Raw genomic sequence first — 25,749 nt, 5'->3', positions numbered from 1 at the left:
ATGAATTGGGGAAAAGGATTAGTATTAGGGATGGCGCTGTTTATGGGCTTTATCATCAGCATGTGTGTTTACATGTTTAACATGCCTGCCGATGATTACGACCACCAGTATTACGAAAAGGGCCTGAACTTTAACCGCGACTACGACCGTGAACGGCAAGTGGTTAGCGACAAAGCGCAACCTATAATTACGCAGGCAAGCGCCGGCATCGCTATTGAATTTAAACAACCGGCTGTAGGGGTGATCAAATTTGTGAATCCCCTGGGTAAAAGTAAAGACCTTGTTTTTCCATTAAACACCGGCGCGGGTAACCAAATAAGCATACCCGCAAGAAAGTTAAGCCCGGGCAGGTGGGGGGTAAACATAGAGTGGAGCAGCAGCAAGAAAAATTATTTATACCAGCAGGATATTTTTATCAATGGGAAATAACCAGGTAGCGTTCTTTATCGGCCTGTTTGGCAGCGTGCATTGCGTTGGTATGTGCGGCCCGCTGGCATTTAGCATCCCTTCAGCCCGGAAATACTGGTGGAGCCTGGTTGCCGATAAGGTACTCTATAATTTGGGGCGCATTATCACCTACTCTTGTTTGGGCCTTTTGCTGGGTTTGTTGGGTAAGCTGTTTTGGCTGGCCGGTTTGCAGCAAACGGTGAGCATCATCAGTGGCATATTTATTATCGTACTTGGTGCTATCCGGTTATTCAAGTTTAAAGGCAATCTTGGGAAACCCTCTTCTTTCCCCTTGTTTTACCGGCTGATAAATCTCGCTGTGAAAAATAAGGCGGGCCATTTAATATTAGGTATGCTGAATGGTTTTTTACCCTGTGGCTTTGTGTATGTAGCGTTGTTTGGCGCGCTCAATACCACCTCACCTGCGGAGGCGGCGCAGTTTATGTTTTGGTTTGGCATGGGCACCTTCCCGCTGATGTTTATTGCTATGCTCAGCTTTGGGTTTTTAAGCCCCATTATTCGCCGCCGTATTAATGTAGCGATGCCTTATCTGATGGTTTGCCTGGGCTTTTGGTTTATACTGAGGGGATCGGGCTTAAACATTCCGTATCTCAGCCCCCTGTTAAAACAGGTAGGCACTACCATCTGCCGTTGATTTTATAATGTGACCAGCGTCACTTTCTAAGCTATCTCCCGTCATTCAACGGCTGTGTTCAATACCCCACCTTTGTCATATAAAATTTAATACCATGGCAACTTTAACAAACAACTCCGCTAATTGGAACAACGTAACACTCACAAACAATATTAACCATAGTGTATTGGCAAATCTCACTGCCTGGGCGGATAGGCAAGCGCCTAACCGCACCCTATGGTTTATGGTATCACTCATAGCTCAGGGCGTTTTATTCTTGCCTATCCCTGCTGTTTTACTATTTTATTTTAACGCACCGCTTGCTGTTTTGGCCGTAACATTAGGCTTGTTCTTCTCTAACATTATTGCAGGTATGGGCGGCGCGGGCATCCGTGTAATGCTCGGATTTTTGGCCCTGAGCGTATTTGTGCATCTGTTAATGATAATGGCATTTATAATTTAAATTATGATCCCTAAAATGATGAAAGCAGCGGTTGTTCAAGAATTTGGACAGCCGCTTGTTATTAAAGAGGTGCCGGTTCCGGTACCCGGCGATAACCAGGTATTGGTAAAAGTGATTACCTGTGGCGTTTGCCATACCGACCTGCACGCCGCCAACGGCGACTGGCCCGTAAAACCGCAGTTGCCGTTGATACCCGGGCACGAGGCAGTGGGTTACGTAGTAGCTTTGGGTGCAGGTGTGAAAAACGCTACGATAGGTGACATAGTTGGTGCGCCCTGGTTGGCAAGCGCCTGCGGGTGTTGTGAGTTTTGTATAACCGGCTGGGAAACCCTGTGCGAAGAACAAACCAACGGTGGTTACAGCGTTAACGGCGGTTTTGCCGATTATGTAGTGGCCGATTCGAGGTATGTCGCCCACTTTCCCAAGGGAATAAACTTTGCAGAGATGGCGCCCATAATTTGTGCAGGCGTAACTGTTTATAAAGGTCTTAAGGAAACTGAGGTGAAGCCCGGCGAATGGGTGGCCATCTCGGGCGTTGGCGGCTTAGGGCACCTGGCTGTGCAATACGCCAAAGCAATGGGTATGCACGTTGCTGCCATTGATATTGCCGATGATAAACTGGCGCTGGCCAAACAGCTTGGCGCCGATATTATTTTCAATGCAAAATCGGCCGATCCGGCGGAAATCAAGGCACAAACCGGTGGAATGCATGGTGTGCTGGTAACCGCGGTATCGCCCATCGCGTTTGAGCAGGGCGTGGCCATGTTAAGGCGTAAAGGCACTATCGCGCTTTGCGGTTTACCTAAAGGTAGCTTTGATCTTAAGATCTTTGAAACCGTGCTCAACCGCTACACTATTCGCGGCTCCATAGTGGGCACGCGCAAGGATATGCAGGAAGCCATAGCCTTTGCAGCGGAAGGCAAAGTGAAAGCAGCAGTGCATACCGCCAAGCTGGAAGATATAAACAAGATATTTGAGGATATGAAGAAAGGCGATATTACCGGAAGGATAGTATTACAGATAGCAACCCCCTAAATAAATATATATAAAGTAGAAAGGCTGCCTGGTACACGGGCAGCCTTTTGTTGTTATATGGCCATACTGAATAGCTGGGTGGAGGGTTTATCGCGGTATAGCCTTGTATCAAGCGCCATACATATATTCCGCAGGAAGCGTTTACCTGTTTCGGTAACCTTTAACCCCCAGGAGCACAGCTCTATCAGCCCATCGTTGGCAAGCGGTTCCAGGCGTTCTATGCCCATTAATAATGCTTCACATGGCTCGGCATGGTGGTTCCACAGTGTTTGGCCGGTACACATGATGTTGAGAATGTGCTTGCGGATCACCAGGTCATCCGTCGTTAATACGTGCCCTTTAAATACCGGTAATATACCCAGTTCGATATCGTTTATATAATCTTCCAGTTTCTTTTGGTTTTGAGCGAAGGCATACCAACTGTCGCTGATGGCAGATACGCCAAGCCCTATCATCAACTGTGTGTGCTGATGGGTGTACCCCATAAAATTACGGTGTAGTGTACCCTCTGTTCCGGCTTTAACCAAAGCATCGTTAGGCAAAGCAAAATGGTCCATGCCTACCTCGGTGTAACCATAGTTTTTTAACAGGCTGCGGCCAATTTCGTAAAGCTTTGCCTTAGTTGGCGCATCCGGCAGGTCGGCCTCGGTAAATTTACGCTGACCGGGTTTTATCCAGGGTACGTGGGCGTAACTGTAAAAAGCTATCCTGTCTGGCGCCAGCTCGCTAACTAAATTCATGGTGCTTACCAGGCTATCCATAGTTTGCAGCGGCAGGCCGTAGATCAGGTCGTAATTAACCGAGGTGTAGCCTATTTTACGGGCCATGTGAGTTACATCCCGCACCTGCTCCAACGTTTGGTGCCGGTTGATGATCAGCTGTACGGCCGGGTCGAAATCCTGTATGCCCAGGCTAAGCCGGCGAAAACCCAGGTCGAACAGCGTTTGTAGATGCGCTTCGGTGGTATTGCCCGGATGCGCCTCGAAACTCAATTCAGCTTGCGGATGGATGTTAACCCAATCTAATAGGCCTGATATTAATTTTTGCAGGTTCCCCGCACTGAAGAAGGTAGGCGTGCCGCCACCAAGGTGCAGTTCGCGTATTGCCGGCACATCGCCCATAATGGTTCGGTACATCTGCCATTCTTTTAATACCGCGTTTATATAGGGCTCCTCTACACGGTGGTTTTTGGTGATGCGTGTATTGCAGCCGCAATAGGTGCAAAGGCTTTCGCAAAAAGGCAAATGCACGTAAAGGCTGATGCCGTCTTTTGTATTTGTTTCGTTAAAAGAGGTTTTTACCGACCGGATCCATTGGTTCGGACTGAAAGTATCCAGCTCCCAGTAGGGCATGGTTGGGTAGCTGGTATAACGCGGCGCGGCCACATTATACTTGGCAGTGAGGCTTTTATCCATAACAGGCAGGTTGATTAGCTATGATTTAGTATTGTAGGCACCTGGCAGTTTTTAGCGCATACGCAGGCTTTGCCAACGCATTTGTTTTGCTGCCACAGGTCGAGGTTTTTGATGGTTTGATCGGCAATACCCTGCAGTGCTTCGCGGGTTAGGTAGGCCTGGTGCGGGGTTATCAGCACATTGCCAAAGCGCATCAGCTCTTCCAGCACCTGGTCCTTCATTTCGTCCTTTTCATGGTCTTCAAAAAACAGGCCTTTTTCAAACTCGTAAACATCCAACCCCAAATAGCCAACTTTGCCCGAGCGAAGGGCTTCTATCACATCCGTTGTGTTGATGAGCGCACCCCGGGAGGTGTTTATCAGCATCACACCATCTTTCATCTGCGTTAAGGTGCTTTTGTTAATAATATGTTTAGTGCCCGGATTAAGCGGCAGGTGAAGCGAAATGATATCAGCATTGGCATATAGATAGGGCAGTGAAACATGCTCAACCAGTTTATTATCTTCGGGGAAATTGAGATCGTAACCAATCACTTTGCAGCCAAGTCCGTTAAAGATGGCGGCAACAGCAAGGCCCGTATTTCCCAGGCCGATAAGGCCAACCGTTTTCCCGTTAAAATTAAAGCCCATGAGGCCTTCGTTGGTAAAATTAAAGTGGTGACTGTGCTCGTCGGCTTTGATAAGTTTACGGTTTAGCGCGAAGGCGAGCGCAACGGCGTGTTCTGCAATGGCTTCGGGCGAATATTGGGGTACGTTGGCTATTTTAATACCGTGCGATCCTGCAGCCTCGCGGTCGATGTGGTCTGTCCCGGCGGAACGGGTGGCGATGTATTTGATGCCCAATGCAGCAAGTTGTTCGATCACACCGGCCGAAACATCATCATTGATAAATACAACAACGGCATCTTTACCCTCTGCATAACTGGTTGTTTCTGCGCTAAGCGGATTGGAGATGAGCGTTATATCATGTTTTTTTTGATTGGCTTTTGAAAGGAATTCCTTTTCAAATGGTTTTATGCTATAGGCTACTACTTTCATCCGCGATATTTATTTTTTCAAAGTTATCGCTGCGCGGGTATATTACAGTTGAGCGTAGTCAGCCCAAAACGTGACCTTTATCAGTTTTTCATTTTTGCGAGGCGTTTTTCATCCAATATGGTGATCAGGCTGCCTTTTTTTTCTATCAGGCTTTCGTCTTTAAAATCGGTAAGGGTACGGCTTACGGTTTCGGTGGCCATGCCGGCCATTGCGGCGAGGTCTTCCCGGCTAATTTTAAACCCTTCGGGTGAGTTGCTTTGCTTATACAAGCGCAGCAGCGATTCGGCCATGCGTTTGCGCACCGAGTTGTAAGCGAGGTGTAACAGTTGTTCCTCTTTATTGCGTACGTCATTAGCAAGTATGTTGATGAACTGGCGCGCAACATCGGGGTAGTGGTTTATCAGTTCGTCCAGCTGTTCCCGTGGTATCAGGCAAAGCTGCGAATCTTCCAGCGCGGTGGCGGTGTCTGCATAGGGTTCGTTGGACAGCATGGCGTTTACGCCCAGGTAATCATCGGTAGTGTAAATGCCGGTCATCAATTCGCGGCCGTCTTCTGCCAGCTTCAGCGTTTTTATTTTCCCGCTTAAAATAATGTAGAGCCCGTTGCCTTTATCGCCATCGTAATAAATAACCTGGTTCTTTTTAAACTGCCGGCTCTTGCGCTCGGCGATAATGCGTTTAAGTTCGGCCAGCCCGTTGTTTTTTGATAACAGGCCGTTTATTCTATCGAGGGGGTTATTGTATTGGCTTTGCTGCTGTTCTTTCTTTTTTAACCGTGTCTCTATGGCGTTTAAAAGTTCAATATCGTCAAAGGGCTTGGTGAGGTAGTCATCGGCTCCCATTTCCATTCCTTTCCGCAGATCGAGGCGCTCGGCTTTGGCGGTTAAAAAAATAAAGGGAATAGTTGCTGTTTCGGGGTTTTTATTCAGCATATAAAGTACGCCGTAGCCATCCAGCTCGGGCATCATAATATCGCAGAGGATAATATCGGGTTTGTTTTTTATGGCGAGATCGACACCTGTTTTGCCATTATTTGCCTGTAAAACGCTAAAATCGGCCAGTTCCAATATCTCCACAATGTTTTCCCTGATATCGTCATTATCCTCAATGATCAAAACTTGCTTACTCATGCTTTTTAAATGAAATTGTAAATGATGTGCCCTGGTTAACGATGCTTTTAAACTCAACGCTGCCGTGCATCAAACGCGTGTAACGGGCTACAATATTCAGGCCTAAACCGGTTCCGGGGATATTCCCAGTGTTATGTGCTCTAAAGAATGGTTCAAAAAGGTGTTTTTGGTCTTTTTCTGGTATACCGATACCATTATCCTTTATTACCACGGTACACCCAAAAGCATTTATTTCGGTATTAAACTCAATAAAGGTATTCTCTCCCGAGTATTTAATGGCATTGGCCACCAGGTTAAATATACAGTTCTTCAGAAGGTTCGGGTCCAGCTTTACCATACTCTCCTTGCCGGTATGCTGGTAAATAATATGCTGGTTTTGCTTGGCCACCATCTGCATCTCCTCCGTTATTTCTTCTGATAGTTTTACAAGGTCGAAAGATGTAAAAGTTGGCTCAACTTTACCGGCTTCCAATTTCTCAAGTGAGAGGAAATCGTTTAGTATGGTTGTTAAGTTACCTACCGCGTTTTTTATCTTGCCAACATGCTTGGTAATATGTTCGCTTTCAAACTGCTGAGCGTACTTATCAATAAGTGAAGCTGAAAGCTGTATGGCGCTTAAAGGCGTACGGAATTCGTGCGAAGCCATTGATACAAAGCGGCTTTTTAATTGCCCCAGTTCTTTTTCCTTCTCCAGCGACAAGCTTACTTCTTCTTTTGCATCCTGCAGGGCCAATACGGTTTCCCTTAACGATTGGGTGCGCTCTTCAACCAACTCTTCCAGGTGCGCGGCATACTCTTTTAATTGTTCTTCCGCTTCTTTTTGTTTGCTCAGGTCATGAATAAAGCCGTTATATATTTTTCTCCCTGAATATTCAACCTCGCTTACACCCAGCCTGAATGGAAAGGTAGTGCCGTCTTTGCGTAAGCCGGTAACCTCGCGGCCTATGCCGATAATATGCGGCACGCCTGTGTGCTGATAGCGCCTGATGTATTCATCGTGCTGGTTACGATCGGGCGGGGGCATTAAAAACGAAACGTTTTTACCAATAACCTCTTCTGGTGTATAATTAAACAGCGTACATGCAGCCGGATTGATGGTTTCTATCAACCCCCTTTCATCAATGGTAATGATGCCATCTATGGCATTTTGTATAATGGCTTTAAGTAGCGCTGCGTTTTCCATAAACTAAGTTAACCTTTACGGGCAACATACCACAAATATCAGCGCCCTGCAAGTTTTAAAAAGTAATGTACTTCAGCCCAAAATGTGACGGGCGTCACTTTTAACGCGTAAAGTTTAGCCCGTAGAGTTCTATTGCTGATATACACCACCTAAATAGATGATGCGCATCACCCATTCGCCGCGCAAGCTTAGCCACCTTTACTACAGCTAAATAATTATAATATGCCCAAAAGTACAGAGATCCAGTTTCTTGATGGACCGCATTCCAGGTTAAAGGAGCTAAAGCTTGTGATGAATACGATGCTGGATCTGATAAGGGGCTTGCGTGCGCTCCATTTTATCGGCCCCTGTATTACCGTATTCGGGTCTGCCCGCTTTAAGGATGACCATCCTTACTATAAACTTACCCGCGATGCTGCCGCTGCCTTCGCAAAATTGGGTTTTACTATTATTACAGGCGGTGGACCCGGTTTAATGGAGGCAGCCAACAGGGGCGCTAAAGATGTAGGTGGTTTTTCGGTAGGCTGTAACATCCAGTTACCGGTTGAGCAAACGCCAAACCCATACCTGGATAAATGGGTTTACATGAGTCACTTTTTTATCCGCAAGGTATTACTGGTGAAATACTCCTTCGCTTTTATAGTGATGCCCGGCGGCTATGGTACGCTCGACGAATATTTTGAGGCACTCACACTCATCCAAACTCGCAAAATAAAGAATTTTCCCATCATCATTTTCGGCAGGGACTTCCATGAAGAGCTGATAGCGCATATCGAAGTAATGAAACGCAACGGAACCATCGGGCCCGAAGATGAAGAATACTTCCTGGTAACCGATGATATAAACGAGGCAGTAGAGCTGATCAAAGAAAAAAGCATCAAACAGTTTGGCCTGAAACCCAAACGCGCCTATAAACCATTCGGCTGGTTATTTGAGCATAAATAAAGAGTATCGGCTCCTTTTTCACGGCCTTTCGTTGCACGTCAGTTTTTTTGGTGACCGGCATCATTATTTAATCAGCCTGCTGTCCACACCTTTACACCATCAAGAACAAGTACATGAAAAAGCAAATACCTCCGGTAGAATATCATCTGTTAAGTTATAACAACAAGACAATTCTGTTAACATTCCTGTTCCTGGTAACCCTTATGCTTGCCGTGTTTACAGCAAAATCAGCTGAGAAACAGGTTGTAAAAAGGGACGACGACAAGGAGCTTGCTGACGAAATTAGCAGGCAGCTTAATAGCGTGAAATTACCTTTGAACTATCCGCAAATGGTAAAACGGTTTTACCGGCAACGGCAGTTTGCGCCAAACTGGATAGTTAAGGAAGCTGATGCCGGCCAAACCTGGGCAGCCATGCTGATGATAGATTGCGTTTTGCAATTTGGCCTTAACCATGCCGATTATCACCCTACCGAATTATTGTATGGTAAGCTTCATGATATCCTGGAACAGCCAAAGGGGGTGCCCGTAGCCCAAAAGGCGCGTTTTGAAATTATCCTGACCGATGCCATGATCTCGTTTACCAATAATTTGCATTTTGGTAAATACAACCCGCTTTTTCCCGCTTCAGAAATTGATAGGGGTGGAGTGTCTTTTGATGCCATAACCGTGCTTAACCAGGCGATGGTTGGCAAGGACTTTATGACAGCTATTATCAGCGCGCAGCCACAAAATAAACTCTATCAAAATTTACAGAGTCGCATGCATGTTGTAGCCGGGGTACAGCTGGACGATTGCTATGAATTCCCAGAGGCGGATGTGCGCAAAATCGCGCTTAATATGGAACGCCTGAGATGGTCGGCTTTAGATACCGGCAATTTTGTACAGGTGAATGTTCCTTCTTACAAACTTAGTTTTCATCACAGGGGGACTGTAGATACCTTTAAGGTAATAGTGGGGATGCCCGGCACCCCAACACCATCTTTAAACAGTGCCATCAAATATTTTACTACGACACCCGAGGTACGTGTGGCGCAGAAAATATTTGTGAAAGAGCTGCTTCCAAAAGCTATAGTCGATCCTGCTTACCTGGCCAATAATCATTACGCTATTTATAATAACGGCGGGATGCTGATAAACCCGGGTAAAGCCTACTTAAAATTGATATTAAAGGCGCCGCAGCGTTACTATGCTACACAAACCGAAGGGTGCGATAACGCCACCGGCCAGATGACGATTAGTTTTGACAATATTTATGATATATACCTGCACGATTCGCCCGAACAGGATCTGTTCTTTAAGAATAACCGGGCATACAGCCATGGCTGCGTACGTGTTCAGCATATTGTAAACCTGGCTAAACTGCTGCTTGCGAACGATGGTGCGCAGGCCACAGTGCCCGCAATGGAAAAGGCTGTTGAAAAAGGGCTGCGAAAAAACTTTTACCTGAAAAAGCCAATGCCTATAGCCATCACCTACCTCACCTGCGAAATGGTAAATGGTACCCTGGTAGTTTACGACGATATCTACGGGCTCGACAAAAGTTTGGATATGTTAATGTACAGCAAAAACGACCCGACACTAAAAGTAACCCAGAACTGATTTTCGGAGATCTGATAAATAGAATGATCAGCATCACGTAATAAAAAGCCTTTTAGATGACGGCAGTCATTATTTTAAGGCTTTGATGCCTGCAATTTTGTAACAATAAAATTTTCAACATGAAAACGATACTTGTGCCTACCGATTTTTCGCCGGCAGCAAACAATGCCGCCAAATACGCTTTCGCAATAGCCGAAACGGTTAAAGCAAACATTAAACTTTGCAATGCGGTAAAAATACCCGCCGAATCGATATACGCGGCACAAGTTGCCTGGCCCCTGGAAGATATGGCGAGTTTAAAGGACGGGGCAGAGGCAGAGTTAGCTTATTTAGCAAATGTTTTAGAAAAGGGGCATAATCCGAACAGTGATTTTACACCCCATATAGCGTGTTCAACAGGTATAGGGGATGTAACAGATTATATCCGCAACATTGTGTTGGATGATGAACTGAATATGGTGGTGATGGGGATGTCGGGCGCTAATTTGTTTTCGAAATTGGTGCTGGGCAGCAACAGCCGAAACCTGATTGAGAAGGCTGATTTTCCATTGCTGCTGGTGCCCAAAAACTATGTTTACACATCTATCAGGAAAATTGCTTTTGCTACCGATTTGAGTGATACCGATATTGATACACTGCACTCGGTTGCCAATTTTGCCAGGTATTTTAACGCTCAAATATTGCTTAGCCACGTAATACAATCTTCCGGGCAGGATCAAAAAGCTATCGACGCTTTTTTAAGTGAAGTAACCTGTAAAATAAATTATCCCAATGTTTATTATCGCAGCCTGCAAAGCGAAGGCGTGAGCACCGGCTTAAACCAGCTTGCAGAAAACAGCCAGATAGACCTGCTGGTGATGATCCACCGCAGCCACGGAATTTTTAGCAGCGGCTACACACAAAAACTTGCAACGCATACCAAAGTGCCCTTGCTGGTACTGCCCGATGGGTTTAACAAGGTGCTGATGTAATGGTTATTACGACGGTTGCTGCTTTTTAAATTCGCTTGGGGTACAACTGTATTTGGCCTTAAATACGGTAGAAAAATAATTAGGGCTGGAGAAGCCTACCATGTAGGTGATCTCTGATATCGAGTGGCCTTCGTTTATAAGCAGGTATTTTGCTTTTTTAAGGCGTCGGTTTAAAATATAGTCGGTAATGCTGCAGCCCAGCAGTGCTTTCACCTTACGGTAAAGCTGCACGCGAGATATGCCCAGTGTTTTGCAGATATCATCCACGTTGAAATTTTCGTTGCCGAGGTTCTGCTCAACAATGCCCGAGAAATCATTCAGGAATTTTTTGTCCAGCGTTTTAGATACCGGCATGGTGCCGTGGCTTACATCGCTGGTGAAATGCTCTTTCAGTATTACGCGGTTGCGGATGAGATTTTTTACCGTGGCCAGCAGGTGGTCGTAATTAAAGGGTTTGGTCATGTAGGCATCGGCCATACTTTTTATCCCGTCTATTTGTTGCTCAACGCTTACCTGGGCGGTAAGCAGGATAATTGGGATATGCGAAGTGCGCATATCAGTTTTCAGCGTTTCGGCTATCGCCTTGCCTGATATGCCCGGCAGCACCACATCAGAGATGATCAGATCAGGTACGTTCTGGAAGGCGTCATTTAAGCCCTGCGTGCCGTTATCAGCAATAAATATTTCATAGTCGTTCCCTAATTTTTCGGCCAGATAATTCAACAGATCGGTATTATCTTCAATTATCAGGATCGAATGCTCCCTGGGTGAATTAAGTGCATCGCTTGCACTTAAGGCGGGCAGTTCTTCAAAATCGGCTGTATAAACTTTGGCCCGCTCCTCAACGGTGGATGTGTTAGTCCCGCTTTTTTGTACCGACGTATCCGCATGCTTGTTATCCGCAGGCAATGTAATACTAAATGTAGTGCCCTGCCATTTTTTGCTGGTTACACTAATTGTACCCAGGTGCAAAGCGATGATCTCTTTAGCTAAGGCCAGCCCCAGGCCCGATCCTTTTGCCAAACCGTTATCTGCCTGGTAAAACTGCTCAAATACATGTTCCGCCTCGTTGGCTTCCATACCTATGCCGTTATCCTGCACAGCGATGTGTATCATGTCCTCGCTGCGAGAGAAGATGAGTTGAATGCGACCGTTTTCGTTACTGAATTTAAGAGCGTTTGATATCAGGTTGAAAAACACCTTATCCAGCAAGTTAACATCGTACCAGGCCATTATTACAGGCTCGTTAGTGGCAATACTTAGGCTAATGTTGCGCTTTTTGGCGTTATGCTGAAAGCTGTCCAGTATATCCCTTGCAAATTCTACGAGGTTATTGCGCGATACGCTGATCTGCTGTTTATCGTACTCAATTTTGCGGTAATCTATCAGTTGGTTAACCAGGCGCAACAGTCTAAATACGTTCTTGTGGATGAGCGCAAGATTTTTACCTGCTGCAGTGTTCAGCTTCTCGTTTCGCATCAGATCCTCCACCGGGGATAAAATGAGCGTAAGCGGTGTACGGAATTCATGCGAAATATTGGTGAAGAAATTCAGCTTGGCCTCGGTCGCAGCCTCTGCCCGTGCCGACATATCTATCAGTTGGTTTCGTTGCAGCAAGATCTCGTTGTTTTTGGCCTCCAGGCTTTTATTGGTCTTGCGGTTCTCGGTAAGCGAATAAAAGGCCAGCCCGCCAAAAACGATAGCAAGCACCAGTGTTATCACAATGATGTTGAGCACCAATTGCTGATTGTTGTAGATCTCGCGCTGCTCGGCAAGCAGGGCCTGCTGCCGCTCTATATCTTTTTGCTGACTGCTTATTTTACCCCATTGCAGTTTCATCAGCTCTACGTTCGTAGAATCTATCACCAGCGACTGCAGGATGGTTTCCCTGCTGAAGGATTCTTTATTCAGGATCCTGAAGGCTGTCATGATAGCTTCCTTTCCGCCTGTAGGGTAAACCACGCTGGCATTCAGTGTACCTGCCGACACCATTTGCAAGCCGCCGCCCGTACCCGGCAGGGCATCAATACCCAATACTTTTATGTTTTTGCTCAGTTTTAGTTTATTAAGAACCTCGCGCGAGCCAAGGGCCATCACATCGTTATGTGCAAAAAGGGCATCGGCATCTTTAAGTTCCGGCTGTATTTGCATCAGCTGGCGCTCGGCATTTTCCTTTAGCCAGTCGCCATAAACCTGTTTGGTGATATGGATATCCTTATAGTGCTTTATGGCATCGTAAAATCCGCGCTGGCGTTCAATAGCGGGAGAGGAGCCGGGCAGCCCCATTACTTCTATCACATTGCCCTTGCCTTTTAATATGGTGTGCATGTATTCGCCGGCCAGTTTGCCCACCTGGTAATTATCGGCACCCACATAAGCGGTGTACTGTGCCGATGCCGTTTTGCGGTCGATAACAATAACCGGGATCCCTTTATTATAGGCCTGCTCCACAATACCGGTAAGCGGCTGCGCTTCGTTGGGCGATATCACCAGCAAGTCGATACCCTCGTTTAGCATGGCTGTTACCTGCTCCACCTGTTTTTTGCTGCTGCCATCGGCGTCGGCATATACAAAGTTGGCGCCCGGGTGCAGAGAAAGCTCCATTTTCATTTCATCCAGCATATTGCGCCGCCACAGGTCCGACCCAATACATTGCGAAAAACCAATGGTATACTGCGAGGCCTTATCGGTGTTTTTACAGCCGGGTAATGCCAAAAAGCTTAATACCGATAATAATACTGCAATGCGCAGTTTGCCTATAAAAGTCATAAGCCCCTTTTTTTTGATCTTCAAATGAAATGCTTGGTTAACAGGTTTGCGCACATTTTGCGCAATTGGTTAATCAAAAGTATAGATAAATTATTTTACAATGCAAACAGCCGGCTTTGGGCATGTTCAAAATTGCTTCAAAGATGTATCAAAACTGTAAATAGCATGTAACATAACCAAAGGTTAAAGAAAACGGTGTCGGAACGCATAATTTTATTTTGCTGAATATCAGCGTGTTGATATGGTATGAATATTTAAACGTTTTTGATCTAAAACCAATAACGGTCGCCCCGCATATCGCCCTACTTTGCGATAGTTAAAACCAATAACACCTTTAGTGAATTTTATGAGAAAACATTCCGTCCTGGCCTGGTCCATGGTGGTAGCCCTTGGTGGCTTCCTGTTTGGGTTTGATACCGCAGTAATATCAGGCGCAGAAAAATCTATCCAACAATTCTGGCATTTATCAGTAGTAGAGCATGGCTTTACTATTTCCATCGCGCTTATAGGTACTGTATTAGGGTCCTTATTCGGCGCACGCCCTTCAGATATTTTCGGCCGCAAAAACACCTTATACTTTGTAGCTGCTGCTTACCTGTTATCATCAATAGGCACCGGGCTGGCCGATAACTGGTACATGTTTTTAGTGTTCAGGTTTTTGGGCGGGCTTGGCGTAGGGGTATCATCGGTAACCGCACCTATTTATATATCAGAAGTTTCCCCGGCCGACCGCCGCGGCAGCCTGGTGGGCCTGTTCCAGTTCAACGTAGTCCTGGGGATATTGGTATCCTATCTGTCTAATTACCTTATCAGCCAGGGCGGCGAAAGCTCGTGGCGCTGGATGCTGGGCGTACAGGCTTTCCCCTCGCTGCTGTTTTTAATACTGATACGCTTTATCCCCGAAAGCCCGCGCTGGCTCATCCTAAAAAAAGGCGAAGTAGCCAAAGCACTGGAGATATTACGTGTGATAAATCCGCTTAATTGCGATGAGGAGCTCGTCACAATTAAAAACTCAAGCCTTAATGATACAGGCAAAACTGCCAGCCTGTTCTCCGGCCAGTATAAAACGCCGGTGATACTGGCCGTTCTGTTCGCTTTTTTTAACCAGGTATCGGGCATCAACGCTATTATTTATTACGCTCCGCGGATATTTGAAATGGCGGGCCTGGGCGCACATTCATCGCTGCTCTCAACTGTTGGGCTGGGCGTTATCAACTTCATCTTCACCCTGCTGGCCATTAACGTAATTGATAAGGTGGGCCGGCGCGTGCTGATGCTTATCGGTTCGGTTGGGCTCATCGGCTCCTTGTTTTTAGTGGCATTTACCTTTTACTCGGGTTCTTTCAACGGCTTTGCCATCCCGCTTTATATGATGGTGTTCATCGCGTTCTTCGCCTTTTCGCAGGGCGCTGTTATCTGGGTGTTTATATCAGAGATCTTTCCTAACGAGATGCGGGCCAAGGGGCAAACGCTGGGCAGCTCTACGCACTGGGTAATGGCTGCGCTGATAGCCTTTTGCTTCCCATATCTGGCCGAGAAGCTGGGCGGCGCAACCACTTTCTTCTTCTTCGGCAGCATGATGGTACTGCAATTGATCTTCGTTTGGCGCATGATGCCCGAAACTAAGGGTAAATCGCTGGAGCAGATCGGGTCTAATTTAGTAATGCATTAATACAGCAGCGAATGAAAAATTTAAACACATCGGTAGTTTGTTTTGGTGAGGTACTTTGGGATGTTTTGCCCACCGGTCGCATCCCCGGCGGCGCACCCATGAATGTGGCCTACCACCTGCACAAGCTGGGCATCAACAGCCAGGTGATCAGCAGTATTGGTAACGATGTAGCCGGTGCAAACCTCGTTGTTTTTTTGAAAACGGTAGGCCTTTCAACTGATCATATCCAGGTGAATCAGCAATACGCCACCAGTGAAGTACTGGCCAGCATTAACGATCATAATGAAGTATCGTACGAGATAGTTTACCCCGTTGCCTGGGATAAGATAGCCTGGCAGCCCGAATTAGCGGAAATGGTTAGCAAGGCTGATGCATTTGTATTCGGCAGCTTAAGTTCGAGGGACAACGTAAGCCGCGAAACATTGCTAAGGCTGCTTGATGTTGCCAGGTACCGGGTGTTTGATGTAAACCTGCGCGCACCGCATTATACCGTAGACCTGGTGACCGACCTGCTGAACCGCGCCGATATGGTGAAGCTGAACACCAGCGAACTGATGCAGATTGCCCAATGGTACGATGCTAATTGTCAAACCGAGGCGGATTGCATTGAACTGTTATTCCGCGAGTTTAATGTGCGGGAAATTCTGATAACCAAGGGCAGCACAGGTGCCAGCTATTACACCGCAGCTTACCGTTACGATTACCCCGCCTACAAAATAAGCGTTGCCGATACCATTGGCAGCGGCGATGCCTTCCTTGCCGCGTTTTTGGCCATGAAACTTACCGATGAGCCGGTAGAAGTGGCGCTTGATTACGCAGTAGCGATGGGAGCGTTTATTACTTCACAATCAGGCGCCTGTCCGGAGTATTCGAGGTACGACCTTGGCCGGTTTATCTGGAAGAAGAAGCTTTTTAGCCACAACCCGAATTACCATAACCACGAATTGATAGCCAGCTGAAATGGCTGATACACAGATATAAACCAATTATAAAACTCAAAACCCTAAAAACCATGAAGAAACCATTTACTTTAACGCCCTGACCAGGCATTTTGCACCAGAAATTATAAACCGGGCACACGCCCAATAAATGTTTAAGTATTAACTTTTTTAAAGGAAATGAAATTGAAATATTTTCTACTCATCCTTTCTTTGTCCTTTGTTTTCCAAACAACGAGGGCTCAGAATAAAACCATAACGGGTAAAGTAACCGATGCCAAAGGCGAGGTACTCCCCGGTGTGAGCATAAAGCTCAAAGGCGGCAATGTTGCCACCGCCGCCAATGTAAACGGGCAATATAGCATTGCAGCAACTGGAGATAACGCGGTGCTGGTGTTTTCTTACCTCGGCTTTGTAACGCAGGAGATAACCGTAGGTAACCGTACAACTATTGATGTTGCCCTGCAAACCAACACCCGAGATTTGAACGAAGTGGTAGTTACCGGTTACCAAACCGAACGCAAAAAGGACCTCACCGGTTCCGTAGCGGTTGTTGATGTAGACGACCTGAAGAAACAAACCGTTGCCAACCCGATGAAAGCTTTGCAGGGGCAGGTACCGGGTGTTTACATTACCGGTAACGGCGCGCCCAGCTCGCCAACAACTATCCGTATCCGAGGTATAGGTACGCTGAATAATAACGACCCGTTGTATATCATTGACGGTGTGCCTACCAAAGCGGCCCTGCACGAATTGAACTCGCAGGATATCGAGTCGATGCAGATATTGAAGGATGCGGCATCGGCAAGCGTTTATGGCTCACGTGCAGCAAATGGTGTTGTTATTATTACCACCAAGCATGGCAAATTGGGCGGCACACAGGTAAGCGCCAACTCTTACGGATCAGTATCAACCTACGTAAATAAGCTGAAAATGTTGGATGCCGAAGGCTACGGAAAAGTGCTGTGGCAGGCCTATGTAAATAACGGCTTCGATCCGAACAGCAATGGCTTACACTATAACTTCGATTGGAATGTAGATCCATCAACCAACCAGCCCGTGCTGAACAAAGTTTATGTTTCGGAATACCTCAACAGCGCGCAAACCATTAAAGCAGCCAACACCAATTGGTTTAACGAGATCTCGCAATTGGGCGTTATCCAAAACCACGATCTGCAGCTATCAAACGGAACTGAAAACGGCCGCTACCTGTTGTCCTTAGGTTATTATAACAACAAAGGCATCGTGCAAACTACGGGTTTTAGCCGTATCTCCGCAAGGTTAAATTCGGATTATAAATTGTTGAAAGGTGCCGTAACCATCGGCCAGAATTTAAGCATCACCAAAACCCATGAAGTATCGGCAGATATCATCAACTCCGCCTTGCAGGCATTGCCCATTATCCCGGTGCATACCGTTGATGGTAAAGGCTGGGGCGGCCCGGTTGAGGGCATGAACGACAGGCAAAACCCGGTGCGTGTGTTGCAGGATAACCAACAGAACGGGTACGATTACCTGCGCCTGTTCGGTAACTTTTTTGCAGATGCCCAATTGTTTAAAGGCCTAACCTTCCGTTCCAATTTCGGTATCGATTACGGTGATTACACGGCGCGTAACTGGCAAAAGAAATACGTAAGCGGCTACCTGGAGAACGATGTGAACAAGGTGATCAACACACAAACCCACAACGTAAAAACCACCTGGACAAACTCCCTTAACTACAAGCTGGAAACTGGCAAACACCGCCTGGATGTATTTGCGGGTACAGAGTATTACGTGGATAAAACCACCTCCTTTATGGCATCCCGCGAGGGCTTTGTACTGGAAGACCCGGATTACCTGTATTTAGATGCCGGTACCGGTATAAAGGATAATGGCGGCTACGGTGCTAAGAACGTACTGTTATCCTATATCGGCAAGGCAAATTACTCTTTCCTGGATAGGTACCTGTTATCAGCCACGGTACGTTATGACGGCTCCTCACGCTTTGGGGCGAATAACAAGTTTGGTACTTTCCCGGCATTTTCTGCGGGTTGGAGATTGAGCGAAGAACCGTTTTTCAAAAAAGCCACCTCGTTATTTGACGACCTGAAACTCCGCGCCAGCTGGGGTAAAACCGGTAACCAGGAGATCAATAACAATGCTATCTATAACATCTACCTATCCAGCTACAACATTACCGCTTATGATATCAATGGTAATAAAAGTGGCGTGCTGCCATCAGGTTTCTACCTGGCGCAAAACGCGAACCCTAACCTGAAATGGGAAGCCACACAGATGACGGATGTTGGTATGGATTTCTCCATGTTCAACCAAAAACTTTACGGTAGCGTGAGTTATTACATAAAAAACACCTCAGATATCCTGTTGCTGCCGCCATACATTGGCGTACTGGGCGAGGGCGGTAACACCTACGTAAACGGCGCTTCGATGCAGAACAAAGGCTTCGAACTTTCCTTAGGGCACAAAAGCACCATTGGCGAAAACTTAAGGCTCGATCTGAACGGCAATATCGATATCGTGCGCAATAAGGTTACCAAGCTGCCTTCATCGGTAGTAAACGCTTACGGTGGCGATGGTAAAACCCAGAATATTTTGGGCCGCACTTACGGCTCGTTCTTTGGCTACATTGCCGATGGCTTGTTTCAAAATCCGGCGGAAGTTGCAGCGCATGCTACCCAAAACGGCGCTGCCCCGGGGCGTATCCGTTACCGCGACCGTAACAACGACGGCGTGATAAATGACGATGACCGTACCTGGATAGGCAACCCGCTGCCAAAGTTCACCTATGGCTTTAACGCTAATATCGCTTATAAGAATTTCGATATGTCGTTCCTGTTGCAGGGTGTAGGCTCGGTTGATGTGCGTAACGATGCCAAATACTACACCGATTTTTGGAGCGCGGTGGAATCATCATCCAACAAAGGCGCAAGATTGTTGAATGCGTGGTCGCCAAGTAACACCAGCTCCACTATCCCGGCCATTGCCTTAACTGATAATAACTTTGAAGCAAGATTCTCTACTTATTTTGTGGAGAACGGCTCGTACCTAAAGTTGCGGAACGCGCAGATAGGCTACACCTTTGGCAAAAGCACCTTATCTAAGATCAAGCTGAAATCCTTGAGGTTTTACGTAGGCGGCGATAACTTGGCCATCCTCTGGAAATCAAAATCATTCACCGGGCTGGATCCCGAAAGCCCCGGCTTTGGTTACCCCAACCCAACGGTTGTAACCGCCGGTATCAATATCAAACTCTAAAAATATACCGATCATGAAAAAGTATATATACATAACATTATTAGCGGCGCTTATTATAACGGGCTCGTGCAAAAAAGCATTGGAGGTTGGCCCTAAAGGCTCGCTAAACGAGGAGCAGGTGGCCACGCCGGAGCAGGCTGACGGCTTTGTAATTGCAGCTTATTCGCAATTAGGCAACGATGAAATAAACCGTGCGTTCAGTATGTACCAGTATGGTAACATCCGCGCGGATGATGCCTATAAAGGAGGCGGTGGCATCAACGATGGTGATGTTTTCCACTCGATGGAAACCTTTGTAAACTCGCGCCCCGATCAATGGAACTACGATGGAATCTGGTTCAATATCTATATCGGCATCCGCAGGGCAAACGAGGGCTTGAGGGTGATGAATAAATTCACAGAGTCGGAATTCCCGCTGCTGAACACCCGCAAAGCTGAGCTGCGTTTTTTACGCGGCTACTGGTACCTGATGCTGGAGAATTTGTTTAAAAACATCCCGTACATAGACGAGACCGTGCCTGCAGACGAGTACAAAAACAAAAAGAACAACGAGTTTACCCGCGACCAGATCCTGGAGAAAATCGCGCTGGATTTCAAGTTCGCATCAGAAAACCTGCCTGCTTTGCAGTCGCAGGTAGGGCGCGCCAATAAATACGCGGCGTTTGCTTTCCTCGCGAAAACAAGGTTGTTCCAGGCGTATAAGCAAAACGAGAACCACGGCGTTACCGGTATGGATGCAACACACCTGCAGGAAGTTGTTGATGCGGCCGATAAGGTGCTGGCTTCGAGCTATAAACTCCAGTCGGATTTCGCCAATAACTTTTTACCGGGCAGTACCGAGAATGGCTCAGAATCAATCATGGCGGTACAATTCTCTACCGATGATGGTGCGGGCCGTGGCCGTGTAAACTACGGCGATATGCTTACCGTGCCACAAGGCATTGGCTGCTGCGATTTCCAGAAACCATCGCAAACGCTGATGAACGCCTTCCGCACCACTACAGATGGCGTACCCTTGCTGGATAACTTTAACCAGCAGAATGTAGATTTCGCAGTGAACACTGTCGACCCGAGGGTAGATCATACCATCTCGCGCCCCGGTGCGCCCTGGAAATACGAGCCTACCCGCCTGGTTACTGCCGGCTGGAGCCGTAACGTTCCAATCTATGGTACCTACAATTCCATGAAGGAGAACGTATCGCCCGATTGTGATTGCTTCATCAACATAGCACCGTTTTATGGCAACACCAAAACCCGGATCATGATCAGGCTGGCAGATGTAATGCTGTTTAAAGCCGAAGCCCTGGTAGAATTGGGCAGGCAGGGCGAGGCGCTGCCTATTATTAATGAGATCCGCACCCGTGCGGGCAACAGTACCGCAAGGCTGAAAATGGAGAACGGAACCTTCACCTCCAAATACAACGTGAAACCATACAACCCAGGCGTAAACATTGTTTGGGACCAGGCTAACGCCCGCAAAGCCCTACGTTTTGAGCGCCGTTTGGAGATGGCATTGGAGGGCGAGCGTTTCTTCGACCTGATAAGATGGGGGGTAGCCGACCAAGTGATCAACGCTTATTTTGATACGGAAAAACCCGCGCGCAGTATTTTCCAGGGCGCGCATTTCACCAAGGGGCGTGATGAGTATTTGCCCATCCCGCAAAACCAGATCTTCTTTAGTGAGGGGCTGTACGTTCAAAACCCGGGTTATTAATTCCTATTAATCATCAATAAAAATGACAAGATATATTAATCCATTCAAAGCATTCTTATTCATCCTTGGGCTGGCTTTTTGTGCCGCTGGATGTAATAAGGAAAAAAAATCGGCCTTTAATGTAAGCGCTGATGTGCAGCTGAAATCGTTCGCGATAAACAATGTGCCGGGCGAGATCAACAATAGCACCGGCCAAATAACCGTTAACCTGCCTTTCGGTACGGATGTAACCTCGTTAACCCCGGTTATGCAAATGCCCGGTGAGGCAGCAATTTCGCCGGCTTCGGGCAAGGCGCTTAATTTTACCGGCAACGTTACCTACCATGTAACCAGCGGAAACCTGTACCGCGATTATACCGTGGTAGTGAAAATAACCCCGCCGCTCAGCGCGTTCAGTATCAATGGCGTAAACGGGACTATCGACCAGGAAGGCAAAAATATCTCGGTGATATTGCCCGATGGTACAAACCTCAGCAGCCTGGTGCCAACGCTCACCATGCCTGCGGGTATCACTTCTTCACCGGCATCGGGCGTGGCGCAGGATTTTACAAAACCCGTTGCCTACACCTTAACTATTGGCGGTGTTAGCGCAGTTTATAATGTAAACGTCATTAGTAATTCCATCAGCGAATACGCGTTCCTGGGACTTTCAGGCTCGAGGGCTGCCATCACCAACCCGGATGAGAAAGCGGCAGCGGACTGGTTCTTTACTACCTATCCAACTGCCGATTATATCTCTTTCCAAAGCATAGAGGGTGGTCGCAGTTTGGCCAATTATAAAGTTATCTGGTGGCATTACGATTCCTCACAGGATCTGCCCGCCGCCGCGCTTACCCCGGCAGTTGTTACCGCGCTAAAGGCTTACCGCGCCAACGGCGGCGGCTTAATGCTCAGCACCTTTGCCGCCCGCTATGTAGAGGCATTGGCCGTGGTGCCTGCAGGTAAAGGGCCAAACAACGTATTCGGCGACTTTTTGCCTGCCGGATTTATTGAAGGGACAAACAACTGGGGCATCTCCTTTAAAACAAGGGAAAGCCACCCGATATTCCAGGGTGTGGATACTTACGAGCCGGGTAAAATGTGGCTGCTGCAAAGCGGTACCTTCCGCCTTAACCATACCGCGTGGTGGTTTGTGAACGAGTGGGGGGGCTATGGCAACGGTGCCGGCTGGCGCGAACAAACCGGGGGCATCAACCTTGCATCAGAAAACTGGGACGATAACTTGGATGGCCGTGTAGGCATCGCCGAGTGGCAAAATGCAGCCGGTAAACCAAATGTGGTTGTTGTAGCCTTTGGCGCTTACGATTGGTATTCGGAACCGCAGGGCGGCGCAAGCTCCAATAACCTATACATCACCAATATTAAAAAGATCACCAAAAACGCTATCGATTACTTGCATCAGTAGCATCACATCAATTATAAATACCAAATAAATATATGAGTATGGTTTTTAAAAGATATTTTTTGGCGGGCAGCATTATAACAACCCTGCTTGCCTGCAGCTGTAAAAAAGATACGGTGACCAGTAACCCGGTTGCGCCTTATACCGAAGCAAAATTTAACATTTACCCTAAACCGGTGGCCAATTCGGCTGCCGGCAATGGCACCGGCTGGGTAGGGGATGTAATGCCTTATTATGTAAACGGGCAGTTTGAGATCTTTTACCTGTTTGATGCGCCCGACAGGGTGAAGCAAAGCAGCCCCGGGCAGCACCCTATCGCCAAGTTAACCTCTAAGGATCTGTTAAATTTCACCGATGCCGGGGAAATGATCACTTATGGCAACTCGAACACGCAGGACCATTTAATAGGCACCGGATCCATGGTGAAAGCAGGGGATACGTATTATTACTACTATACCGGTTTCAACAGCAACCCAAACTGGCTCACCAATAATAACCCCGGTTTTGTTGGTGCCAACACCCGTGAAGCTATCATGTATGCCACCAGTAAGGACCTGAAAACATGGACCAAAAAAAGCGATTACGTTTTAAAAGCTTCGGAAGGTTTCTCGGGAACCGATTTCAGGGATCCGTATGTATTTTATAACGACGAATTTTCGGAATACTGGATGCTGGTAAGCACCCAGCAGGCAGGCAAGGGGATAATTTTAGTGTATACGTCTTCAGATCCGGCTACCAATAAATGGACCATCCGCAGTCCGCTGAATGTACAGGGCGATTACCTGATGCTGGAATGCTCGGATATCCTGAAAATGGACGGCAAGTATTACATGCTTTTTGCAGAGGATTGGAGCAGCACGCCGGGCACGCATTACCGCGTAGCTACATCAACCGCAGGCCCATGGCTAAAACCCGCCGATGGCCAGGATATGTTTGATGGGCACCAGTTTTACGCCGGCCGTGCCGCTACCGACGGTACGGCCTATTATACCCTGGGCTGGGCGCACCGCCGCAATCCCGAAAATGATGGCGGTACCCGTACCTGGGGCGGTAACCTGATATCGCACGAGTTTTTTAAACTGGGCAGCGATAAGCTTGGCGTAAAAAGCCCGGCAGCAGTAAGCGCCTATTTTACTAAAGAGGCCGAGCCGGTTGTAAGCGCGAATACCGGTACTGTAGCCCACACGGGCGCTAATTATACGCTAACGGGTGGTTCCGCTTTGGCTTTGTACAAATTTGCAGGGTTAGATAGTACCTCAAAAATTACCGGTAGCTTTAGCCTGGCTAACCTTACCGGTACAGCATCTATCGGCTTAAATACAAAGGCCGATAATAGCAGCACTTATGTTATTAAATTAGAGCCGGCTAATAACCGCATTGCCGCCTACAACAATGGTGCAGAAGTAACCCGTGTGCCGTTTACTTTTGAGGCCGGCAAGAGCTACACTTTCAGCATGATTATTGACGGATCTGTGGCGGTATTGTACATTAACAACCAGGTAGCCTTAACAAACCGGGTATATAGCATGGCCGGCAACCCCTGGAGCTTGTCGGCAGATGCGCAGGGACTTAACGTAAACGGACTCAAAGTTTTGAAACACTAAATATGAAAACTTATCAACTATGGCCTTTACTGGGGGTAATGCTTATCGCGGCCTGCAGCACCAGTCAAAAAGTTATGCAGCAGACTACCGTAGCAGAGCAGTACCGCCCGCAGTTCCATTTTTCGCCAAAGGCTAACTGGATGAACGACCCTAATGGGATGGTGTACTTAAACGGTACATACCATTTGTTTTTTCAGTATAACCCCGGCGGTACCACCTGGGGGCCCATGCACTGGGGCCACGCTACGAGCAGCGACCTGATACACTGGACGGAGCAGCCGATAGCGCTTTATCCGGATAGCCTGGGCACCATATTCTCGGGCAGCGCCGTAGTTGATAAGGATAATACCGCAGGTTTTGGTAAAAATGCCATCATCGCCATTTTTACGCATCATAATCAAAAGATAGAGGAAGCTAAAACCGGCTTGCACCAGTATCAAAGTATCGCTTACAGTACCGATGAAGGCAAAACCTGGGCAAAGTATAAAGGCAACCCCGTGTTGCCAAACCCCGGCATCTGGGATTTTCGCGATCCTAAAGTGCAATGGTACGAGGCCGGTAAGAAATGGCTGATGACACTGGCAACCAAAGACCGCATCACCTTTTATTCATCGCCCAACTTAAAAACCTGGACCAAGGAAAGCGAGTTTGGCGAAAAGCTTGGTGCGCATGGCGGCGTATGGGAATGCCCCGACCTGATCAGCCTCGATTATAATGGGACAAAAAAGTGGGTTTTGCTGGTGAGCATTAACCCCGGCGGCCCTACAAGCGGCTCGGCCACGCAATATTTTGTGGGGAATTTTGATGGCAAAACCTTTGTGCCCGATAATACCAGCACGCGTTGGGTAGATTACGGCGCGGATGATTACGCGGGTGTAACTTTTTCCAACACCGGCAACCGCAGGATCTTTATCGGCTGGATGACCAATTGGAATTATGCCAACGTAGTGCCAACCAAAGCCTGGCGAAGCGCCATGACCATTCCGCGCGAACTGAAGCTGAAAGATGTTAACGGAACGCTTCACCTCGCGGCTGAACCTGTGAGCGAACTGGCAAAAATTACCGGGCCATCCGCCTCGTTAGAAAATGTAACCGTTAACGGCGATTATGACCTTTCTCCCCAAGTAAGCGCCTTCGGCGGGAAATACCTGCTGAATATTGAACTGGCAAACCTGGAAGACATTACGCTGCACTTAAGCAACGCTAAAGGCAACGAAGTGCTTGTGGGCTATGATAAGGCAAGCAATACCTACTACGTAGACCGCACAAGATCGGGCGATGTGGGTTTCGAGCAAAGCTTCGCACGCAAAACCACCGCGCCGCGCATTGCAGCCGGCGAGGGGCTATCTATAAAATTACTGGTTGATGTGGCTTCGGCAGAAGTTTTTACCGATGATGGGTTATCGGTATTAACCAATATCTTCTTCCCCCAGGAACCGCTAAACCAATTGCATATCACATCTACAGGGCCTTTAAAGCTTAAAAAGATAACGTACTCGGGAGTAAAGCCCTCCATCAGGTAAAACCAATT

19 protein-coding genes are annotated in these 25,749 nt (G+C 47.4%); 14 read left to right on the top strand and 5 right to left on the bottom strand.

The annotated features are described in order from the left end of the window. The 4 genes from IDJ77_RS01200 to adhP all read left to right on the top strand — a co-directional run bounded on the left by IDJ77_RS01200 (position 1) and on the right by adhP (position 2,579). Positions 1 to 429, top strand: a complete 429-nt coding sequence (locus IDJ77_RS01200) for a FixH family protein (RefSeq protein WP_191187097.1) — start codon at positions 1 to 3, stop codon at positions 427 to 429. Further along, positions 419 to 1,102, top strand: coding sequence for a sulfite exporter TauE/SafE family protein (locus IDJ77_RS01195; protein WP_191187096.1), 684 nt, complete (start codon positions 419 to 421; stop codon positions 1,100 to 1,102). Before IDJ77_RS01200 ends, IDJ77_RS01195 begins: the two co-directional genes overlap by 11 nt. Positions 1,103 to 1,196: 94 nt before the next feature. After that, positions 1,197 to 1,544, top strand: coding sequence for a hypothetical protein (locus IDJ77_RS01190; RefSeq protein ID WP_191187095.1), 348 nt, complete (start codon positions 1,197 to 1,199; stop codon positions 1,542 to 1,544). Positions 1,545 to 1,547: 3 nt separating this feature from the next. Beyond that, entirely contained in the window at positions 1,548 to 2,579 is a 1,032-nt protein-coding gene (gene adhP, locus IDJ77_RS01185) for an alcohol dehydrogenase AdhP (protein WP_191187094.1), read from the top strand. A gap of 53 nt (positions 2,580 to 2,632) precedes the next feature. Here the strand turns inward: adhP and hemN are convergent, their stop codons facing one another. From hemN to IDJ77_RS01165, 4 genes are all read right to left on the bottom strand, one after another. Continuing rightward, entirely contained in the window at positions 2,633 to 3,994 is a 1,362-nt protein-coding gene (hemN, locus tag IDJ77_RS01180; RefSeq protein ID WP_191187093.1) for an oxygen-independent coproporphyrinogen III oxidase, read from the bottom strand. Positions 3,995 to 4,008: 14 nt separating this feature from the next. Next, on the bottom strand, positions 4,009 to 5,031 hold the full coding sequence (locus tag IDJ77_RS01175) for a 2-hydroxyacid dehydrogenase (protein ID WP_191187092.1): 1,023 nt from the start codon (positions 5,029 to 5,031) through the stop codon (positions 4,009 to 4,011). A gap of 80 nt (positions 5,032 to 5,111) precedes the next feature. Then, a complete protein-coding gene (locus IDJ77_RS01170) occupies positions 5,112 to 6,161 on the bottom strand; it encodes a response regulator (protein ID WP_191187091.1) in 1,050 nt (349 codons plus the stop codon). Beyond that, entirely contained in the window at positions 6,154 to 7,344 is a 1,191-nt protein-coding gene (locus IDJ77_RS01165; RefSeq protein ID WP_191187090.1) for a PAS domain-containing sensor histidine kinase, read from the bottom strand. The genes IDJ77_RS01170 and IDJ77_RS01165 overlap by 8 nt, the downstream gene beginning before the upstream one ends. 222 nt (positions 7,345 to 7,566) lie before the next feature. On the opposite strand from IDJ77_RS01165, the gene IDJ77_RS01160 reads away from it, so the two are divergent. The 3 genes from IDJ77_RS01160 (at position 7,567) to IDJ77_RS01150 (ending at position 10,861) form a co-directional block, all read left to right on the top strand. Then, on the top strand, positions 7,567 to 8,289 hold the full coding sequence (locus tag IDJ77_RS01160) for an LOG family protein (protein ID WP_191187089.1): 723 nt from the start codon (positions 7,567 to 7,569) through the stop codon (positions 8,287 to 8,289). 113 nt (positions 8,290 to 8,402) lie between these two features. After that, entirely contained in the window at positions 8,403 to 9,890 is a 1,488-nt protein-coding gene (locus IDJ77_RS01155; RefSeq protein ID WP_191187088.1) for a L,D-transpeptidase scaffold domain-containing protein, read from the top strand. Between the two features lie 119 nt (positions 9,891 to 10,009). Beyond that, on the top strand, positions 10,010 to 10,861 hold the full coding sequence (locus IDJ77_RS01150; RefSeq protein ID WP_191187087.1) for a universal stress protein: 852 nt from the start codon (positions 10,010 to 10,012) through the stop codon (positions 10,859 to 10,861). Positions 10,862 to 10,867: 6 nt separating this feature from the next. Here IDJ77_RS01150 and IDJ77_RS01145 read toward each other — a convergent pair whose 3' ends face one another. Beyond that, positions 10,868 to 13,630: a hybrid sensor histidine kinase/response regulator transcription factor gene (locus IDJ77_RS01145; RefSeq protein ID WP_224750918.1), complete on the bottom strand. Its 2,763-nt coding sequence runs from the start codon at positions 13,628 to 13,630 to the stop codon at positions 10,868 to 10,870. 346 nt (positions 13,631 to 13,976) lie between these two features. Here IDJ77_RS01145 and IDJ77_RS01140 point away from each other — a divergent pair, with 346 nt between their 5' ends. From IDJ77_RS01140 to IDJ77_RS01110, 7 genes are all read left to right on the top strand, one after another. Continuing rightward, positions 13,977 to 15,302 carry a sugar porter family MFS transporter gene (locus tag IDJ77_RS01140; protein ID WP_191187086.1) on the top strand — a complete coding sequence of 442 codons (1,326 nt, stop codon included), beginning with the start codon at positions 13,977 to 13,979 and terminating at the stop codon, positions 15,300 to 15,302. Positions 15,303 to 15,313: 11 nt separating this feature from the next. Beyond that, a complete protein-coding gene (locus IDJ77_RS01135; protein WP_191187085.1) occupies positions 15,314 to 16,261 on the top strand; it encodes a carbohydrate kinase family protein in 948 nt (315 codons plus the stop codon). Between the two features lie 159 nt (positions 16,262 to 16,420). Continuing rightward, the gene (locus tag IDJ77_RS01130; protein ID WP_191187084.1) at positions 16,421 to 19,498 is read left to right on the top strand and encodes a SusC/RagA family TonB-linked outer membrane protein; all 3,078 of its coding nucleotides are present in this window, start codon (positions 16,421 to 16,423) and stop codon (positions 19,496 to 19,498) included. 13 nt (positions 19,499 to 19,511) lie between these two features. Next, a complete protein-coding gene (locus IDJ77_RS01125) occupies positions 19,512 to 21,212 on the top strand; it encodes a RagB/SusD family nutrient uptake outer membrane protein (RefSeq protein WP_191187083.1) in 1,701 nt (566 codons plus the stop codon). A 22-nt stretch (positions 21,213 to 21,234) separates the two neighbouring features. Next, complete coding sequence (locus IDJ77_RS01120) at positions 21,235 to 22,617, top strand: DUF4960 domain-containing protein (RefSeq protein ID WP_191187082.1); 1,383 nt, start codon at positions 21,235 to 21,237, stop codon at positions 22,615 to 22,617. Between the two features lie 38 nt (positions 22,618 to 22,655). After that, a complete protein-coding gene (locus tag IDJ77_RS01115) occupies positions 22,656 to 24,218 on the top strand; it encodes a glycoside hydrolase family 32 protein (protein WP_191187081.1) in 1,563 nt (520 codons plus the stop codon). Between the two features lie 2 nt (positions 24,219 to 24,220). Next, the gene (locus tag IDJ77_RS01110; protein WP_191187080.1) at positions 24,221 to 25,741 is read left to right on the top strand and encodes a glycoside hydrolase family 32 protein; all 1,521 of its coding nucleotides are present in this window, start codon (positions 24,221 to 24,223) and stop codon (positions 25,739 to 25,741) included. Positions 25,742 to 25,749 lie beyond the last annotated feature (8 nt).

The organism is Mucilaginibacter pankratovii, assembly GCF_014773265.1.
GTDB classification, from domain to species: Bacteria; Bacteroidota; Bacteroidia; order Sphingobacteriales; family Sphingobacteriaceae; genus Mucilaginibacter; species Mucilaginibacter pankratovii.
The sequence above is the reverse complement of the archived record's forward strand: the minus strand, read 5'-3'. Positions and strand labels throughout refer to the sequence as shown.